This is a genomic window from Polaromonas sp., from assembly GCF_012927485.1.
Classification (GTDB): Bacteria; Pseudomonadota; Gammaproteobacteria; order Burkholderiales; family Burkholderiaceae_C; genus Polaromonas.
In genome coordinates this window covers 1-17,123 of the sequence record NZ_JABBPC010000028.1, presented here as the reverse complement: position 1 = coordinate 17,123, position 17,123 = coordinate 1, and the positions used below count along the sequence as shown (strand labels likewise).

Here is a 17,123-nt window from a genome sequence, read left to right as displayed (position 1 = left end):
CCCTCAAACGACTTGCCCCAACTTGAAGATGGGTAGGTACATGGAAACCACGATACCGCCAATAATCGTGCCCAGAAACACAATGATGATGGGCTCCATCAAACTGGACAGACCTGCAACCATTTCATCGACTTCCGCTTCATAAAAATCCGCGGCCTTGCCCAGCATGTGGTCCACCGAACCGGACTCCTCACCAATAGCGCACATCTGCAGCACCATGGAGGGAAATAAATTGGCATTGCTCATTGCAGCGGTCAGGCTGGTACCTGTCGACACCTCCTGCTGGATTTTGACCGTAGCGTCGGCGTACAGTGAGTTGCCAGATGCGCCGCCCACAGAGTCCAAGGCTTCAACCAGCGGCACGCCCGCGGCGAACATGGTGGACAGGGTACGCGTCCAGCGCGCAATCACTGACTTTTCAATCAATGCACCAAAGACAGGCATCTTGAGCAAAAGCCGGTCCATCACCTTTTGCATTTTTTCACTGCGTCGCCACGCCTGCATGAAAAAATAGAAACCACCGCCAATACCCCCAAAAATCAACCACCAATAAGCCACAAAAAACTCGCTGATCGCAATTACGACCAGAGTCGGCGCCGGCAAATCTGCCCCAAAAGAAGAGAACACTTCTTTAAATGCAGGTATCACAAAAATCATGATTACTGCGACCACCACAAAGGCCACTACCACCACCGAAATGGGGTACATCAGGGCCGACTTGATTTTTGATTTGATCGCTTCGGTCTTTTCCATGTAAACCGCGAGGCGATCCAGCAGGGATTCCAAAATACCGGCAGCCTCGCCAGCCTCTACCAGATTACAGTACAAGGCATTGAAATACAGCGGATATTTTCGAAATGCGGCACTCAACGACGTCCCCGTTTCGACGTCGGTCCGCACGTCATTGAGCAGTTTGGTCACACTGGCATTGGGATTGCCGCGACCCACGATGTCAAATGATTGCAGTAGCGGCACGCCAGCCTTCATCATGGTGGCCAACTGTCGGGTAAAGATGGCGATGTCTCTTGGTTTGATCGACCTGCCAGAGCGCATGCGGCGCTTTTTTATCTTGGTGGACGACACCCCCTGTCGACGCAAGGAAGCCTTGACCTGATTCTCGCCCGCGGCTCGAATCTCGCCGCGAACCTGTTTGCCTCCTCTGTCTTTACCTTCCCACTCGAAAACAAATTCCTTGACGCCTTTGGATGCTGCAATTGCCATGATGCCTTCTCGTTATATGGATCGTCTTCAGATCAGCTCAGCGCTAAGGTCACACTTCAAAGTCCCAACTTCCAAACCTGTCGAGTTAAACATTGGTGCAGCCCAAAACCTCTTCCAGCGAGGTCATTCCGAGTTTAACTTTATACAAACCGGATTGACGCAAGTTTCTAACGCCTTCGGATTCTGCTTGTGCGGCGATCTCCAAGGCACTGCCGTCGCGAAGAACAATTCTTTGAATCTCTTCGGAAATCGGCATTACCTGGTAAATGCCGACGCGGCCTTTATAGCCATTGGTACACATGGAGCAACCCACCGGACGGTAAGGTGTCCAGGATCCGTCCACGTCTTCTTCTTTGAACCCTGCTTCCAGCAGCGTCTCGCGCGGAATATCGGCAGGCGTTTTGCACACGGGGCAGAGCCGCCGAGCCAGTCGCTGGGCGGTAATCAAAATCACGCTGGACGCGATATTGAAAGGCGCGATACCCATATTCCGCATGCGGGTCAGCGTCGACGGCGCATCGTTGGTGTGCAGCGTGGACAACACCAAGTGGCCCGTTTGTGCGGCCTTGATTGCAATGTCTGCCGTTTCAATGTCGCGAATCTCGCCGACCATGATGATGTCCGGATCCTGACGCAGAAACGCCCTGAGTGCGACGGAAAAAGTCATTCCCGCCTTCTCATTCATGCTGACCTGATTGACGCCCGGCAAAGTAATTTCCGCGGGGTCTTCTGCGGTGGCGATATTAACGCCCGGCTTATTCAAGATATTCAGGCAGGTATACAGCGATACCGTTTTTCCCGAGCCCGTGGGTCCGGTCACCAACACCATTCCATAAGGCCGCTGAATAGCCGCCAGCAAACGTTCTTTTTCAACTGCCTCGTAACCCAATGCCTCAATGCCCAATTTGGCACTGCTCGGATCCAGAATACGAATGACAATTTTTTCGCCAAACATCGTAGGCAAGGTGCTGACGCGAAAATCAATCACGCGATCAGGACCGATCTTGAGTTTCATCTTACCGTCTTGCGGCACCCGTTTTTCAGAGATGTCCAACTTGGAGATCACTTTGATGCGAGCTGCCAGCTTTTCCTTGATGGCCACCGGCGGCGATGCGATTTCCCGCAATTCGCCATCAATACGAAAACGAACACGGTAGCTATGCTCGAACGGCTCAAAGTGCAGATCTGATGCCCGCATGTTGAAGGCGTCAATCAACATTTTTTGCAGAAATTTGACGACCGGTGCGTCTTCTACTTCCGAAACACCGGCATTGCTGTCTTCCGCTGCCGCCGTATCTACCGCCTCATCGAATTCGAAGTCGTCGCCAATAATACTTTCCATGGCCTCGGCGGCCGTGGCGGTGGTCACTTCCACCAATTTGGACAACTTGTCGTATTCGGCAATCACCCAGTCCACGCCCATCTGGGTATAAAACTTGATTTTTTCCGCCGCTTCCTGATCTGACGGATCTGCCGTCGCGACAATCAAGCGGTTGCCACGCTTGCTGAGGACAACAATACGATAAGTTAGGCAAATTTTGTTGTCCAGCAGACCTTTTGGCAGACGTTGAGCGTCGATAGCATCCAGGTCCAGCAGCGGCGCGGCAAAGGCGGTGGACATGGTGTGCGCCAGATCAAACGCGGACACGGCACCGGAGCCGGTCAGCTCAGCGATAAAACTGGTCCGCCCGATTTGCGCTTTCCGAAAAATGTCCTCAGCAGCCTGTTGGCCCAACTTACCGGCGACTACCAATGCGCGGCCCAAGCCGGGCAGAGCCATGGAAGGCGGTTGATTGATAGCAGTGTAGGTAGCAGCCATGGTTCCCTAGGTTTTAATCAGACAAGCATCATCGCTTATAGATTACAAGGTGTAAATCAAAATGCTTACACCTTGGCGCCCAGCTTTGGAGTGGCGCGAAAAATTCCACATTAAAACAAAAATTATCGCAATATGGAAAAATTGGGGTGGCACACTACTCAACCTGTCCGATATTTCAGGGCGCTAGTTCCTAAGCGGATGATCTCCCAAGCTATCTGTCCATTAGCTTGTGTACGCAAATTACTTGGTGGGCGGCGGCAAATCCAGGGTGACCTCCGCGGGTGCGTCCAAGCTGACCGCCAGCACCGCGCGGCGACCTGCCACCGACTGCAGAAACAGCCCTCCGTCCACACGGGTTCCGACGCGAACCGGCTTGGCCGCTTTGCCATCTACAGAAATCAGGGCGGCGCCGCCGCGGGAGCGATCTGCCACTACCCCGGCCAATACGTAGCGGCTTGCAGCAGCCGGTGCATCGCCTCGCGCCAAAGTCGCCGATGCCAAGCCGCCCCCCAAAGCACGGGCCACCGCTTGAGGGTCGACTGGCGGCGCGCCAACCAAAGCCACTGGCAGGGCAGCGGGATGTGTCGTGGCGCCCCCCCCTTTCAATCCCCAGTACACGACGCTGACGGCCATGAGTGCGGACATGAAAAATGTCACGACCCTAATCGACCATAGGCTGTAGGCGTTTGTCTGCATGGCTGGATTATCATTGATGCGACCATGAATATACGACCTTCTTTCCCCATGCCCGACCTGCGCCCACTCCGGCGCCGCCTAGCAGCCGGTTTCACCCTGATCGAGCTGATGGTGGTGCTCGTAATCATTGGCGTGCTGGCTGCGTTGATCGTGCCAAACGTTTTGGAGCGTGCCGACGATGCGCGCGTCACCGCAGCCAAAACCGACGTGAACAACCTGATGCAGGCGCTGAAGCTTTACAAGCTCGACAACCAGCGCTATCCCACGGCTGGGCAGGGTTTGCAATCCCTGATTGCCAAACCAACCAGCGGTCCGATTCCCTCCAACTGGAAACCCTATCTGGACAAACTGCCCAATGATCCCTGGGGCCGTCCCTATCAATACCTGAACCCAGGCGTCAAGGGCGAAATCGATGTCCTGTCGTTCGGTGCGGACGGGCTGCCGGGTGGTGAGGGGAAAAATGCGGATATCGGCAGTTGGGACTGATGGAATAGTCTCCATGCTTGCCACTGCGTGGGCTGTGCTTCTTCCTGATGGACCGCACCTATGAAGCCGGTTTTTCGCTGGGTCGGCGGGTCGGTGCTGCCCAAGCCGCTGCGCGCGGGTGGCTTTACGTTGCTGGAGCTACTGATTGTCGTGGCCATCATGGCGTTGGCAACAGCCGGTGTCGGGCTCGCGATGCGCGACTCATCGTCCACTCAACTGGAGCGCGAAGCACAGCGGCTGGCGGCATTGCTGGAGTCAGGACGCGCGCAATCGCGAATGAGCGCAAACCCGGTGCGCTGGCGGGTCACGGCAACGGGGTTTTCATTTGATGGGCTGGTAAATGTCACGCTGCCGTCGAACTGGCTGGGCAACGACGTGCAGGTAACCAGCCCCACGCCCGTGTTACTGGGCCCGGAGCCCATCATCGCGCCGCAGCAAATCCGGCTTGTGTCAACCGCTGAACCCGGGCACAGTCTGACCGTGGCCACCGACGGTGTCAGGCCCTTCTCCGTGCTAGTCAACCCAACCACGATTGAGGCGCCATGAGCACCGCCCGACCGGCCCAAAAAATATCAATAAGCCAGGGTATGGCGTCTGGACTTGCTGACCCGCTTCAGCAAAATTCGACTGCCGACGCAAGCGAAGCGCTACGCGCGCTGAGGCCTTCAAAGCCTCGATCACTTTACAAGGCGACCCGCTTGCGGTCCTTACGGACGCGGGGCTTCACCTTGGTAGAAGTGCTGGTGGCACTGGGGATCGTCGCGGTGGCGCTTGCCGCAGGAGTGCGGGCAACGGCCGCGCTGACCCGCAATGCCGAGCGTCAATCTGACCTTCTCTTAGCGCAGATGTGCGCAGAAAACGCGCTGATCAATATCCGCTTGTCGCGGCAGATGCCTGCAGTCGGGGACAACACCACGTCCTGCGAGCAAGCAGGCCGCAGCTTTGGCGTGAGCCTGTCGGTGCAGCCGACGCCCAACCCTAATTTTTTGCGCGTTGAAGCCCTGGTACTGGATAACAATGTGCGGATTCTTGGGCTGTCCACGATAGTCGGGAGATTCTGATGAAGGCTCGCGCCCGCGGTTTCACACTGATTGAGCTGCTTGTGGCTATCGGCGTGATGGCGCTGATGGCGGTTTTAAGCTGGCGCGGCCTGGATGGCATGACGCGAGCCCAGGCGCAATTGCAGCAACGCGCCGACGGAGTACTGACGCTCCAGGCCGGGCTGGCGCAATGGGCCGCAGACCTGGACGCATTGGTGCAGTTACCTCAAACACCCGCGCTGGACTGGGACGGACGGGGTTTGCGCATCACCCGCCGCAGCACCACAGCCCCAGACAGCGGACTCCTGGTAGTGGCGTGGGCACGTCGCAACGTAGACGGCACTGGCCAATGGCTGCGCTGGCAGTCATTGCCGGTGCAAACCCGTGGTGACCTGCAGGCGGCTTGGGCCAAGGCCGCCCAATGGGCACAAAACCCGGGCGAGGATGACAAAAAATACGAAGTTCGAATCACGGCGCTCGAACAGTGGCAAATTTTCTATTTTCGCCGCGACGCGTGGACCAACCCGCTGTCCAGTGATGGCGCACCTTCACCGAACGGAAGCAAACCCGCTGCAGCGGATCTGATGCTGCCCGATGGAGTGCGACTGGTGCTGACACTGCCGCCCGGCGAGGCCATCAGCGGCACCCTCACGCGCGACTGGGCGCGGCCTGCTTTCGGGGTGGCAAAATCTTGAAAATCAAGCAGGCTGGCGCGGCGCTTTTAACCGCGATGCTGACCGTGGCGCTGGTAGCCAGTCTGGCGTCGGCGGCGCTTTGGCAACAGTGGCGAAGCCTGGAAGTGGAAGCGGCCGAACGGTCGCGCGTGCAGGCGCTCTGGGTGCTCACCGGGGCACTGGATTGGGCGCGCCTGATTCTGCGCGAGGGGGGTCGCTCGGGCGGGGCCAATTATTTGGGCGAACCTTGGGCCATACCACTCGCGGAAGCTAGGCTGTCCACCTTTCTTGCCGCGGACAAAAGCAGCACTTCGGACAACGCAGACGCCATGCCACAGGCTTTTTTATCGGGTCAGATCAGCGATTTGCAGGCGCGGCTGAACGTGTTTAACCTGGTCGACAGTGGCAAGGTATCCGAACCCGCCCTGCGCGCTTTTGGCAGGCTGTTTGAGCTACTGGGCCTGCCACCCGGCGAACTCACCGCGATGGCTGAGAATTTGCGTCTTGCGCTGGACACCAGCGTTGACAAGGGCTCCGTCCCACTGGCACCTCTCTTACCGCAGCGGGTGGACCAACTGGTTTGGCTCGGTCTGTCGCAACGCAGCCTGGAGCTGCTCCGCCCCCATATCACGCTACTACCCGTACGCACCCCGGTGAACCTCAATACTGCCAGCGCCACAGTCCTTTCTGCCAGCATTCCCCTGCTGGACATGGCGCAGGCCCAGCGATTGGTGAGCACCCGCCAGGCCAATCACTTTCGCACCTTGGCGGATGCAGCCAAAGTGGTGGGCGGTGCCGCAGATCGACTGAATGAAACACAGCACAGCGTGAACTCGCATTTTTTTGAAGTGCGCGGGCGGCTTAGGCAGGACCAGGGCGTGGTAGAGGAGCACTCGGTGCTACAGCGTGACGGGCTGGATGTGAAAACCCTGTGGCGCGATCATGGTAGCCCGGCGCCCCAGGACAGCCCTCTACAATGACGACCAAAATCCACCCATGGCCACTCTAATCGTCACCCTTCCCCTGGCGCTTCCCACAGCAGCCACGCCCTGCGAAGGGGTACTGACCGAGGACGGGCGTACTGTTCTGCGCCACGTTGAGGCGCCGCTGGCTTTATTGCCCGTCCCTTCCGGCGTGGAAATCGTGGCCGTGGTGCCAGCTCGCCGGCTATCCTGGCACCGGTTGGAATTGCCTCGTGGCACGCTCGACAGAGGTTTCTTCCAAGAAGGCAACGCGCCACGGTTGCGGGCTGTGCTCGACGGCTTGCTGGAAGACCGCCTGCTGGACGAACCCTCGCACCTGCATTTCGCGATCGAGCCGCAAGCCAAGGCAGGTGGCCCGGTATGGGTGGCCGCGTGTGACCGGGCTTGGTTGCACGCCTGGCTCGCTGCGCTGGAACAGGCGGGGCGGCCGGTCGCACGCATCGTGCCTGAGATAGCCCCACTGGCTGAAGCCTCCCTGGGCGCCGCTTCGCTGCACATAACGGGTACCCCTGAAAACGCCCAACTGGTCATGGCGGGGCTGGACGGCGTCACGTTACTGCCCCTGTCGGCTGCCACCGCGGCACTCGTCGCCTGGCCAGACAGTGAAGAGTCTCTGGTTGAGCTAGTAGCCGAACCAGGCGTAGCCGACCTGGCCGAACAATATTTCGCACGGTCCATCACTTTACGGACGCGCCCGCAGCGCGCGGTGGAGTCGGCACAGTCGGCTTGGGACCTGGCCCAGTTCGATCTGCTTTACACCCGTCGTGCGCGCACCCGCAAACGGCTGTCCGCGCTCACTGCTACCCTTCTGCGAGCGCCGCGTTGGCGCGCGGCGCGCTGGGCCGCCCTGGGGTTGGTAGTTGTCAATCTGGTAGGCCTGCAAGCCTGGGCCTGGAAAGAACAATCCGCGCTGGCGGGCAAACGCGCAGCCATTCGAGACATCCTTACGGAAACCTTCCCCGAGGTGCGCGTAGTCGTGGACGCCCCGTTGCAAATGGCCCGTTCGCTGGCCGACTTGCAACGACTCAGTGGCACTGCATCGTCTTCCGACATGGAAACCATGTTGGTAAGATTTCAAGCGGCAGCGCCCACGGGGAAAACCCCGTCGGCGATTGACTTCGTAGCCGGAGAACTTCGCCTCAAAGGACTAAATCCGACGACGGTTGGGATGGCCAATGTTTCTGCCAAACTGCGGACCGAAGGGTATAGCGCCCGTTTTGAGGGCGACAGCCTTCTCTTGAAACAGGAGATCCACCCATGAGTCTGACCAACGCATTTCAGTCGTTGCAGCCGTTGCAGGCGCGCTGGTCTCAGCTCGCGGTCCGCGAAAGAAATCTGCTTGGACTGGCGGCCGCGCTGGTGCTGGCTACCCTCCTGTGGCAGCTCGGTGTGGCGCCGGCACTGGCTACGCTGCGCACGGCCGATGCGCAGGCAACAGCGCTCGACGCGCAGTTCCAGCACCTGCAAACGTTGCAATTGCAGGCTAGAGGCTTGCAAAAGCAGCCCGTGCTCAGCTACGACGATGCGATGCGCGCGCTGACCATCGCCACGAAACAGACGCTCGGCACCACCGCCCAGCTGAGCATGGCCGGGGAGCGTGCCACCGTAACCTTGCAAGGCGCGTCTGCCGACGCCTTGGCGCAATGGCTGGTGCAGGCCCGATTGAATGCCCGGGCAGTCCCCACGGAAGCCCGGCTAGTGCGCGCCGCTAGCGTGGAGGGTGCCGCGTGGAACGGTACGTTGGTAATGAGCCTGCCCACGCGCTAAGACCATGAAGCGCACCCCGTCACTCCTCGCCACTGCCCCTTGGGCCTGGGCCTGGGCCGGTGCGCTGGCCGGGCTTGTGGTGGCCACTGTGGCGTTTGCCCCCGCACGCTGGCTGGCAGCAGCGCTATACCAGGCGAGCGGCGAGCGGGTACAGCTACTCGATCCCCGAGGCAGCGTCTGGCAGGGCTCGGCGCAGCTGGTGCTCTCCGGCGGTGAGGGCAGTCGCGCCGCTATGGCCTTACCCGGTAAGGTCGTCTGGCGTTTAGCAACGGCATGGAACGGCGTGGTGGCGCATGTCACCGCCGACTGCTGCACCCAGCAGGCGCTGCAACTCCGAGCCACGCCGGCTGGCTGGGGCGGCATGCGGCTGACGCTATCAAACGGCCAGTCCCAGTGGCCCGCGAGCCTGCTGGTCGGGTTGGGTACGCCTTGGAACACCGTGCAGCCGGAAGGACAACTCGTGGCCTCCACGGAGGACTTTTACGCGGAATGGATTGAAGGGCGATTAAATTTGTCGGGCCGTGTGCAGCTGGATGCCACACAGATTTCCTCCCGCCTTTCGACCCTGCAGCCGATGGGCAGTTACCGACTTACACTGCGGGGAGGCGCCACGCCGACCCTTCGACTCGATACCCTTGAAGGCAGCCTGCAGCTCACTGGCGAGGGCCGATGGGTCGGGCAGCGCTTGCGGTTTGAAGGGGTTGCCAGTGCGGCACCCGAGCGAGTGGATGCCCTTTCGAATCTTCTGAATATCATTGGACGACGCAACGGCGCACGCGCCATCATTAAAGTGGGTTGAAGCCGTATGAAACATCCGATCTCCAAACACCGACAGGCAGCTATTATTTCAATAGCTTCCTACACTCTACTGGCTTGCGCGACCAGTCTTTTCTATTCAAATTTACAAGCTCAGACTGTCACCAGTGCAGCGAAACGCGGCGAGCCCGTCACCCTGAACTTTGTCAACGCCGATATCGAGGCCGTGGCGCGCACCATGGCCACCCTCACCGGGCGGAACGTGGTTGTCGATCCGCGCGTTAAAGGCACGATCACACTCACGACCGAACGCCCGGTAACCCCCGCTGTCGCTTACAGCCAATTTCTGGCCACGCTGCGTCTGCAGGGCTTCACCGCCGTGAACGCAGCCGGATTGGACAAAATCGTCCCAGAAGCTGATGCCAAGCTGCAAAGCGGCCCGGTCTTTACTGGTCAGGCAGCGGCCGGCGGACAGATCGCGACCACGATCTTCAAACTCAACTTTGAAAACGCCAACAATCTGTTGCCGATCCTGCGTCCGCTGATCAGCCCTAACAACACGATCAACGTCAACCCTGGCAATAACACGCTGGTGATCACCGATTACGCCGACAACCTCAATCGCCTTGGACGCATTATTGCCGCGCTGGACGTGGCCAACGCGACCGATGTGGAAGTAATTCCGGTCCGGAACGTGTCAGTCACAGACATGGCCCCGATGGTTATGCGACTGCTCGACAGCCCCCCTAGCGGCGCGACGGCAACTACAGAAGCCAGCTACAAGACGACCGTCATCGCCGAGCCCAGAAGCAACTCGTTGATCGTGCGCGCGGCCAACGCGGGACGAATGGCGCTGGTGAAATCGCTGGCGCGCAGCCTGGACCAACCGTTGCTGAATGGTCCTAACGGAGACGCTGGGAATATCTATGTGGTGTACCTGAAAAACGCCGACGCGACCAAGCTCGCCACCGTCTTGCGAGCCGCCATGGCCGGCACGCCGGCATCCAGTTCCCCAGGCCCGTCGTCAGGGCAGGGTCAAGGGCCGATCCCCGTCAACCTTTCCAGCGCGCCTAATAGCGCCGCGTTGCCGGTGACCCCGAGCCCATCACCCTCTACGGGGGGGGGGATTCAAGCCGACCCGATGACGAACTCCCTCATCATTACAGCGTCCGAGCCACAGTACCGGCAACTGCGCGCCGTCATCGAAAAGCTCGACGCCAGGCGTGCCCAAGTCTATGTAGAAAGCCTGATTGTCGAAGTCAACACGCAGAAGGCGGCTGAGTTCGGTATTCAATGGCAGGGGCCCATTGGACGCTCTGGCGACTCCCTCATCGGGCTACTCGGCACCAACTTTGGCACCGGAGGCAAGAATATCCTGCAGTTGGCCACGCAGGCAGGCACTGGCAGCGTGGTGCCCGGAAAAGGGGTCAACATCGGCGCGGTGCAGCGCAATAACGGGGTGTATTTCCTGGGTTTTCTGGCCAATTTTCTGGAGACGTCTGGCGCTGGCAACGTCCTTTCCACTCCCAACCTGCTCACGCTGGACAACGAAGAGGCGAAGATCGTGATTGGTCAGAACGTTCCGTTCGTGACAGGGCAGTTCACCAACACGGGTGGCGGATCGAACAACGGCAGCGTCAACCCCTTTCAGACGATTGAGCGCAAGGACGTGGGTCTGACTTTACGGGTCAAGCCCCAAATCAGCGAAAACGGCACGGTCAAAATGTCCATCTTCCAAGAAGTCTCCAGCGTCGACCAGACGTCTGTCGGCGCAGCCAGCGGACTGATCACCAACAAGCGCTCGATCGAATCCAATGTACTGGTAGAAGACGGCGCGGTGGTGGTGCTCGGGGGATTGCTCCAAGACGATTACGCGGGCAATCAGGAGAAAGTACCAGGACTGGGCGATGTGCCTTGGCTGGGCAACTTGTTCAAGTCCGAGAGCCGCAGTCGCAAGAAGACCAACCTGATGGTGTTTCTGCGACCGGTGGTGGTACGTGACGGGGCCGCCACCAACGCCTTGTCGCTAGACCGTTACGACCTTATGCGCACCACTCAGCAGCGAGCCCAGCCGGTGCCTAGCAGTTTGGTGCCGATCAACGAAGGCCCGGTGTTGCCTGCTTCCGAAAATTAACCATGCACCAGCCCGCGCAGTATCCCCTGCCTTACGCGTTTGCACGGAGCCAGCAGCTGCTGGTGGAAGACTATGGTGGCGAACTTACCTTGTGGCTGCACAGCCTGGATGCGGCCGGGACCGTCGGCGGAGTGAGCGAGGTCATGCGGAAATTCGAGGTGCAGCAAGTGAAAATCGAGGCGCCTGAACTGCTTCAGCAGCGCATCAGCGCGGCGTACGCCCAGAGTGAATCGAGCGCCGCTACCGTGATCAGTGAAGTGGAGAGCGACGTCGACCTCTCGCGCATGATGCAGGCACTGCCGGCCATCGAGGATTTACTCGAAACTTCCGACGATGCCCCGATCATCCGTATGCTGAACGCTTTGCTCACCCAGGCGGCACGAGACGGGGCCAGCGACATCCACATTGAGCCTTACGAGCGCCACTCCAGCGTACGCTTTAGGGTAGACGGTTCGCTGCGCGACGTGGTGCAGCCTAACCGCGCACTTCACGCCGCCCTGATCTCGCGCCTGAAAATCATGGCTGAACTCGACATTGCCGAGAAACGGCTACCGCAAGATGGGCGCATCTCCTTACGCATCGGCACACGCGCGGTGGATGTGAGGGTCAGCACTTTGCCCAGTGCTCACGGCGAACGCGCCGTGCTGCGTCTGCTGGACAAGAGCGGCGACCGGCTCAACCTGGAGGCTGTGGGCATGCAGGGTGAAGTGCTGGCCCGTTTCGAGCATTTAGTCGCGCAGCCGCACGGCATCATTTTGGTGACTGGACCCACCGGGTCGGGCAAAAGCACAACGCTGTATGCCTCGCTGGAGCGACTAGACACCCGCCGCCAAAACATCATGACAGTAGAGGACCCGATTGAATACGAGCTGGCGGGCGTGGGCCAGACCCAGGTCAATCCCAAAATTGACTTGACCTTTGCAAAAGCCCTGCGCGCGATCTTGCGTCAGGATCCCGACGTGATCATGATCGGCGAGATCCGGGACTTCGAGACGGCACAAATCGCCATTCAGGCCTCACTGACTGGCCACTTGGTACTGGCTACTTTGCACACCAACGATGCAGCGAGCGCAGTCACCCGCCTGACCGACATGGGCATCGAACCATTTTTACTAAGCTCGTCGCTGCTCGGCGTGCTGGCCCAAAGGCTGGTGCGCAAGCTCTGCACGCGTTGCAACGGTGCGGGCTGCCAGGTGTGCGGACAAACGGGCTACCAGGGCCGCACGGGGGTATTTGAGCTCCTGGCCACCAACGACGCTATCCGTGCGCAAATTCATCACCAGGCGTCCGAAGCCGACCTTCGCACCGCCGCGCTGCAAAACGGCATGACGCTGATGCGGGATGACGGTGAGCGTTTGGTGCAAAACGGCATCACATCACGTGAAGAGCTGGTGCGGGTAACCCGGGACTGACGCAACGGCCCCGTTGACATAACCTATGCCTGCCTATTCATTTGAAGCGCTGACCGCCGACGGGGTGACCCGCAAGGGAATCATCGAGGCTGACACCGCGCGGGCCGCGCGTGGCTTGCTCCGGGCGCAGGCGCTGGTGCCCCTGGTCGTGGCACCTTTGGGCACAGGCGTGCCCAACTCGCAGGGGTCTAGCGGGGGTCTACCTTTGTGGAGCCGACGCGTATTCAACAGCACGGCACTCGCCATCTGGACGCGCCAGATCGCCGGGCTGGTGTCTGCGGGTCTGCCACTGGAGCGAGCGCTTACGGCCTTGTCCGACGAAGCAGACAACGAACCCCAGCGCAACCTGGTCGCAGCGCTGCGGGCAGAGGTCAACGGCGGGGCGACCTTTGGCACAGCGCTGTCGCAACATCCGCGTGAATTCTCAACCATCTACTGCGCCGTGGTGGGTGCGGGCGAACACAGCGGCAATCTGGGTCTGGTGCTGGAGCGGCTGGCTGACGACCTGGAACAGCGCCAGGAACTCAAAGCCCAATTAGTCGGTGCCGCACTTTACCCCGCCATCGTGACGCTGGTGGCCATTGCCATCGTGATGTTTTTGCTCGGGTATGTCGTCCCACAGGTGGCCCAGGTATTTGCGGGAAGCAAACGAGCGCTGCCATTGCTGACTGTGATCATGCTGGGGATTGGCAGCTTTGTGCGGACCCAGGGCTGGCTGATGCTTTTGGTTATTATTTCAGTGGCTCTCGCCGCACGCATTGCTTGGGCTAGTGCCTCATTTCGCGAAAGATTTGATGCCGCGTGGCTGAATTTACCCCTGCTGGGGAAACTCGCGCGGGGCTACAACGCCGCGCGCTTTGCCGGCACACTCGCCATGTTGGCCGCTGCGGGTGTACCCATTCTCAAAGCGCTGCAGGCGGCCGCAGAAACCTTGTCCAACCGGGCCATGCGTACCGATGCGCTGGACGCACTGGTAATGGTGCGCGAGGGTGCGCCGCTGGCTGTGGCGCTGGCACAAAAAAAACGTTTTCCCGGACTTCTGGGTATGTTTGCGCGTTTGGGCGAACAAACCGGTCAGCTGCCTCCAATGCTCGATCGCGCCGCGCGTCAGCTTAGCACCGAGGTGCAGCGCCGTGCCCTGCAACTGGCCACCTTACTGGAGCCGCTCCTTATTGTGGCGATGGGCGTCGTCGTGATGTTGATCGTACTGGCGGTGCTGCTACCGATCATCCAGCTGAATCAACTCGCAAGATAACTACAGAGTTGCTGCCAAGGCTTGCCACAAAAGAAAACGGCTGGTCGGGATGAGAGGAGTCGGACCTCCGGCCTTCACGTCCGGAATGTCATCGGTCTGCCCATCACCGTTGAAATCGCCCGACTCCAACGCAATGGGAACGGAGCCACGCTCAATGGATGGTTTAACTTCTGCAGGCAATGGTGGAACGTTATGCCATTCCGTTGAAAGAGCGGCCGTGCAACTCATACCGAAAACCATAAATATGGCTTGCAGGCACCATTTCAAAACTGGCAATTGATAAACCGTCATCACTTACCGCGCCGTACTACCGCGCAGGCTTTCAAGGCCTTTTTGGCATCTGGAATAGTTTCAATGCGGTTGGGATTTCTCAAGCAAGTGTCATCCTGCTCGACTTCAATTTTTCCGTCAACGGCTTTGACACGAAACAGTATCGTCATGCGCCTCCAGCCTGAACCGATCTCGCTGACCTTGCTGGCCGCTTTCTGATTGATCGGAAAGTACCGCACCGTCACCAGCAACTCGTTGCGCACCTTGTTGTAGACCCCCATCGCAGGCATGGCGTTGACAAAGTACTCATAGGGCTCGTTGATTTTGAACTGGTAGGTGCCGACAGGGTTAAAGCTGCCATTAAAAAAGAGCAGATGGCTTTTGTGGGTATAGTTCTGCCCCTCTTTGCATTTGTAGTCATGTCCACCCAGTGCGGTGCACACCTCATCCGGCCTGCTCTTTGACATGAACATCGCACCCTCAATGTAGTAGGTGACCTCATCGATATACAAGCGAAATGCAGGTTCGAAGATGGGTTCACCGAAAGGCGGGCTGACAACAGCATTAAGCTTGTTGGTGACGATCATCCCTTCGGTCTCTAGTAATTCAAGTTCAAGTTCAATATCGGTTACACCCGTTTGAGGATGCCAATCGTTGGACAGGCGAACGGTGGCATGAGCCGCCATTTGCCACAGGCAGATCATTACCACCAAGGTGGCGGCAAAGCTAGATTTAAGCTTACGCTTTAGGTTGGCTGTATTGTTCATAGGCGTGTTGAATTTGAGTGTCGTAATGATATTTTTTGTAGCCAGGCCCGTTGTAGTTAAACGCAATGGCTTGCCAGTTCTTGGTTTTAACGGCATCCCAAAGCGATACCTCTTTGCCCAGCGCATGGTTACGGCGATCTTTCCAGGGCCGGGGTTTTCTCTGAATAAAGCCGGCTAATAATTTGATCTGTCCAAGCTCTGAAGCGCACATGGTGGCCACGAATCTATTCAAATCGGCTGCGCCACAAGTCGCATAATTCGCACCCATGATCTGGAACTTGCCCCAAGAGCAGGATTTCAACGCCGCATCGGCATCGAGCTGATAGGCATTGATCAACCGCAGGTACGAGCTGGCAAAGTCGCTGTAAATATCGCTGACCACCACTTTGCGATCATGCATTTCTTTGTTATCGCTTCCAAGCTTTCCTTGCTGTTGATAACCCGTGGGCCAGGAGATATCCGGATGCTGTGCGTCAAACTTGCGCCCCGTCAACTGGCTGAAATAATGCCGCTCAAACATGATGGCTGGAATTTGCGCGCCATCTATTTTGTTAAGTCGCCAGAAGGACGAGCGCTTGCCACTTTCGACCTTGGCAATGGCCTTGAGAACAGCAGCATCGCAATCAATCCCGTTGGCGGCAAGATTCCAATCTGCTTCAGTAATGTCACCACCCTTGTAATTCGCAAAATACTTCAGCAATGCCCTGGGAATCTCCACCCCAATTTGAATGACGGATTGGCCTTGCGGTGCCTTGGCCTTTCTGGTTTTAACGGCCTTATTATTCTTGGATGCAGCCCCAGCGGCAGGCTTGGGAAGAGGCGGCTGAAAGGCTGACGAATTTGTCGCTAATGGCGGCCTATTCCCTACCCCTACGAGTGCAATGGGGGCGCCGTGTGGGTGTGCTTGGGTTTGCCCTTTGATAACAATTGAGCCGCTAACGAGCGTGATCATCTTGTGTCCGCACCCGGACACGGTACTGGTGAGTCGCTGCCATTCTTGCTCGGCATTCTGTATCCACACTTCAAACACTGATTGAGCGTTGTGGGTGAGTTGTCGCGGGGCAAGGCCGGCACTGCCGGTCGTCTGCTTAACGACCTTGCCATCAAATCGCAGTTGATAGGGCAAGTTCACAATGGGTTGGCGCAAGGCGTCCAAAAACAGCACGCTGACCCCAAAAGCGGATGCATCGGAGAGAAAAAGCGTTTGTCCGACCGCTAACTGATTGGGATTTTCCAAGTGATTAAACCGCCGTAGTTCGGCTACGCTATGACCACTGAGCTCGGCGATGGCGGACAAAGTGTCGCCGTGCTTGACGCGATATGGATCAGATAGGCTGGTATCAGTGTTACTCATCTTGATCCTCCGGAATACTATCGACGCTTGCGGTGTCGAGCGTTTGTTCTATGACCTCTTCAATACGCCACGAGGTATCTGTGGAAATCCAGTAATTCACATCAACCGGTTGCTTGGTGACGGCTCCAGACGAATACCCGTCGCTTGACGAGCGATCAAGCGTTGCAATCTGCTCAGCGCCAGCACGAACGACCGTTGACTGGCCCAGCGTGAAGGGCAACCATTCTGACGGCACTTCGGTGAAGTCGAGCGCTTGGCTGTAAACCGTCTCTAGCGGTGTTACGGGCAAGGACCGAATGACTAGCCCGCTCGGCAATGCCGGCAAACTTGCCGCCCCACTCGCCCCATCTCCAAAGCTATGCCCACTGCCCTTGACCGAGAAGGTGCCCGGACAGGCGAAGGTGATGTCGGCGCCGTCCAGCGTGATGCTGGTCTGGCCGGCCTTGAGCACGATCTGTGTCCTGGCATTAATGCGGATGGCGTCGCTGA

The 17,123-nt window shown here is 58.6% G+C and carries 18 protein-coding genes; 11 read left to right on the top strand and 7 right to left on the bottom strand.

The window, feature by feature from the left end; all coding sequences use genetic code 11:
* Positions 1 to 3: 3 nt before the first annotated feature.
* The 3 genes from HHJ16_RS10375 to HHJ16_RS10365 all read right to left on the bottom strand — a co-directional run bounded on the left by HHJ16_RS10375 (position 4) and on the right by HHJ16_RS10365 (position 3,736).
* A complete protein-coding gene (locus tag HHJ16_RS10375) occupies positions 4 to 1,221 on the bottom strand; it encodes a type II secretion system F family protein (RefSeq protein ID WP_293642636.1) in 1,218 nt (405 codons plus the stop codon).
* Positions 1,222 to 1,306: 85 nt separating this feature from the next.
* Positions 1,307 to 3,040 (bottom strand): type IV-A pilus assembly ATPase PilB, encoded by a 1,734-nt coding sequence (gene pilB, locus HHJ16_RS10370; RefSeq protein WP_293642635.1) that lies wholly within the window; start codon positions 3,038 to 3,040, stop codon positions 1,307 to 1,309.
* Positions 3,041 to 3,280: 240 nt separating this feature from the next.
* Positions 3,281 to 3,736, bottom strand: a complete 456-nt coding sequence (locus HHJ16_RS10365; RefSeq protein ID WP_293642634.1) for a type II secretion system protein N — start codon at positions 3,734 to 3,736, stop codon at positions 3,281 to 3,283.
* 24 nt (positions 3,737 to 3,760) lie between these two features.
* On the opposite strand from HHJ16_RS10365, the gene gspG reads away from it, so the two are divergent.
* From gspG to gspF, 11 genes are all read left to right on the top strand, one after another.
* A complete protein-coding gene (gene gspG / locus HHJ16_RS10360; RefSeq protein ID WP_293642633.1) occupies positions 3,761 to 4,222 on the top strand; it encodes a type II secretion system major pseudopilin GspG in 462 nt (153 codons plus the stop codon).
* 60 nt (positions 4,223 to 4,282) lie between these two features.
* Positions 4,283 to 4,768: a prepilin-type N-terminal cleavage/methylation domain-containing protein gene (locus HHJ16_RS10355; RefSeq protein WP_293642631.1), complete on the top strand. Its 486-nt coding sequence runs from the start codon at positions 4,283 to 4,285 to the stop codon at positions 4,766 to 4,768.
* Positions 4,769 to 4,920: 152 nt separating this feature from the next.
* The gene (gspI, locus tag HHJ16_RS10350; protein ID WP_293642775.1) at positions 4,921 to 5,283 is read left to right on the top strand and encodes a type II secretion system minor pseudopilin GspI; all 363 of its coding nucleotides are present in this window, start codon (positions 4,921 to 4,923) and stop codon (positions 5,281 to 5,283) included.
* Positions 5,283 to 5,957, top strand: a complete 675-nt coding sequence (locus HHJ16_RS10345; protein WP_293642629.1) for a prepilin-type N-terminal cleavage/methylation domain-containing protein — start codon at positions 5,283 to 5,285, stop codon at positions 5,955 to 5,957. Before gspI ends, HHJ16_RS10345 begins: the two co-directional genes overlap by 1 nt.
* Positions 5,954 to 6,916, top strand: a complete 963-nt coding sequence (gene gspK, locus HHJ16_RS10340; RefSeq protein WP_293642627.1) for a type II secretion system minor pseudopilin GspK — start codon at positions 5,954 to 5,956, stop codon at positions 6,914 to 6,916. Before HHJ16_RS10345 ends, gspK begins: the two co-directional genes overlap by 4 nt.
* Positions 6,917 to 6,932: 16 nt before the next feature.
* A complete protein-coding gene (gspL, locus tag HHJ16_RS10335; protein WP_293642625.1) occupies positions 6,933 to 8,180 on the top strand; it encodes a type II secretion system protein GspL in 1,248 nt (415 codons plus the stop codon).
* Positions 8,177 to 8,686 carry a type II secretion system protein GspM gene (gene gspM, locus HHJ16_RS10330; RefSeq protein WP_293642623.1) on the top strand — a complete coding sequence of 170 codons (510 nt, stop codon included), beginning with the start codon at positions 8,177 to 8,179 and terminating at the stop codon, positions 8,684 to 8,686. The genes gspL and gspM overlap by 4 nt, the downstream gene beginning before the upstream one ends.
* Positions 8,687 to 8,690: 4 nt before the next feature.
* A complete protein-coding gene (gspN, locus tag HHJ16_RS10325; protein WP_293642622.1) occupies positions 8,691 to 9,485 on the top strand; it encodes a type II secretion system protein N in 795 nt (264 codons plus the stop codon).
* Between the two features lie 6 nt (positions 9,486 to 9,491).
* The gene (gspD, locus tag HHJ16_RS10320; protein WP_293642621.1) at positions 9,492 to 11,576 is read left to right on the top strand and encodes a type II secretion system secretin GspD; all 2,085 of its coding nucleotides are present in this window, start codon (positions 9,492 to 9,494) and stop codon (positions 11,574 to 11,576) included.
* A gap of 2 nt (positions 11,577 to 11,578) precedes the next feature.
* The gene (locus HHJ16_RS10315; protein WP_293642620.1) at positions 11,579 to 12,988 is read left to right on the top strand and encodes an ATPase, T2SS/T4P/T4SS family; all 1,410 of its coding nucleotides are present in this window, start codon (positions 11,579 to 11,581) and stop codon (positions 12,986 to 12,988) included.
* A 25-nt stretch (positions 12,989 to 13,013) separates the two neighbouring features.
* On the top strand, positions 13,014 to 14,243 hold the full coding sequence (gene gspF, locus HHJ16_RS10310) for a type II secretion system inner membrane protein GspF (RefSeq protein WP_293642619.1): 1,230 nt from the start codon (positions 13,014 to 13,016) through the stop codon (positions 14,241 to 14,243).
* Here the strand turns inward: gspF and HHJ16_RS10305 are convergent, their stop codons facing one another.
* From HHJ16_RS10305 to HHJ16_RS10290, 4 genes are all read right to left on the bottom strand, one after another.
* On the bottom strand, positions 14,244 to 14,534 hold the full coding sequence (locus tag HHJ16_RS10305; protein WP_293642618.1) for a hypothetical protein: 291 nt from the start codon (positions 14,532 to 14,534) through the stop codon (positions 14,244 to 14,246).
* Positions 14,534 to 15,280 (bottom strand): hypothetical protein, encoded by a 747-nt coding sequence (locus tag HHJ16_RS10300; protein ID WP_293642617.1) that lies wholly within the window; start codon positions 15,278 to 15,280, stop codon positions 14,534 to 14,536. The genes HHJ16_RS10305 and HHJ16_RS10300 overlap by 1 nt, the downstream gene beginning before the upstream one ends.
* Entirely contained in the window at positions 15,252 to 16,634 is a 1,383-nt protein-coding gene (locus tag HHJ16_RS10295) for an N-acetylmuramidase domain-containing protein (protein ID WP_293642615.1), read from the bottom strand. Before HHJ16_RS10295 ends, HHJ16_RS10300 begins: the two co-directional genes overlap by 29 nt.
* The coding region (locus tag HHJ16_RS10290) for a DUF2345 domain-containing protein (protein ID WP_293642614.1) at positions 16,627 to 17,123 on the bottom strand (497 nt) is incomplete at its 5' end. The genes HHJ16_RS10290 and HHJ16_RS10295, both read right to left, overlap by 8 nt.

Coding starts and splice junctions, on each gene's coding strand:
- HHJ16_RS10375 (WP_293642636.1), bottom strand. CDS start 1,221: ATGGCAATTGCAGCATCCAAAGGCGTCAAGGAATTTGTTTTCGAGTGG.
- pilB (WP_293642635.1), bottom strand. CDS start 3,040: ATGGCTGCTACCTACACTGCTATCAATCAACCGCCTTCCATGGCTCTG.
- HHJ16_RS10365 (WP_293642634.1), bottom strand. CDS start 3,736: ATGCAGACAAACGCCTACAGCCTATGGTCGATTAGGGTCGTGACATTT.
- gspG (WP_293642633.1), top strand. CDS start 3,761: ATGAATATACGACCTTCTTTCCCCATGCCCGACCTGCGCCCACTCCGG.
- HHJ16_RS10355 (WP_293642631.1), top strand. CDS start 4,283: ATGAAGCCGGTTTTTCGCTGGGTCGGCGGGTCGGTGCTGCCCAAGCCG.
- HHJ16_RS10345 (WP_293642629.1), top strand. CDS start 5,283: ATGAAGGCTCGCGCCCGCGGTTTCACACTGATTGAGCTGCTTGTGGCT.
- gspL (WP_293642625.1), top strand. CDS start 6,933: ATGGCCACTCTAATCGTCACCCTTCCCCTGGCGCTTCCCACAGCAGCC.
- gspM (WP_293642623.1), top strand. CDS start 8,177: ATGAGTCTGACCAACGCATTTCAGTCGTTGCAGCCGTTGCAGGCGCGC.
- gspN (WP_293642622.1), top strand. CDS start 8,691: ATGAAGCGCACCCCGTCACTCCTCGCCACTGCCCCTTGGGCCTGGGCC.
- gspD (WP_293642621.1), top strand. CDS start 9,492: ATGAAACATCCGATCTCCAAACACCGACAGGCAGCTATTATTTCAATA.
- HHJ16_RS10315 (WP_293642620.1), top strand. CDS start 11,579: ATGCACCAGCCCGCGCAGTATCCCCTGCCTTACGCGTTTGCACGGAGC.
- gspF (WP_293642619.1), top strand. CDS start 13,014: ATGCCTGCCTATTCATTTGAAGCGCTGACCGCCGACGGGGTGACCCGC.
- HHJ16_RS10305 (WP_293642618.1), bottom strand. CDS start 14,534: ATGACGGTTTATCAATTGCCAGTTTTGAAATGGTGCCTGCAAGCCATA.
- HHJ16_RS10300 (WP_293642617.1), bottom strand. CDS start 15,280: ATGAACAATACAGCCAACCTAAAGCGTAAGCTTAAATCTAGCTTTGCC.
- HHJ16_RS10295 (WP_293642615.1), bottom strand. CDS start 16,634: ATGAGTAACACTGATACCAGCCTATCTGATCCATATCGCGTCAAGCAC.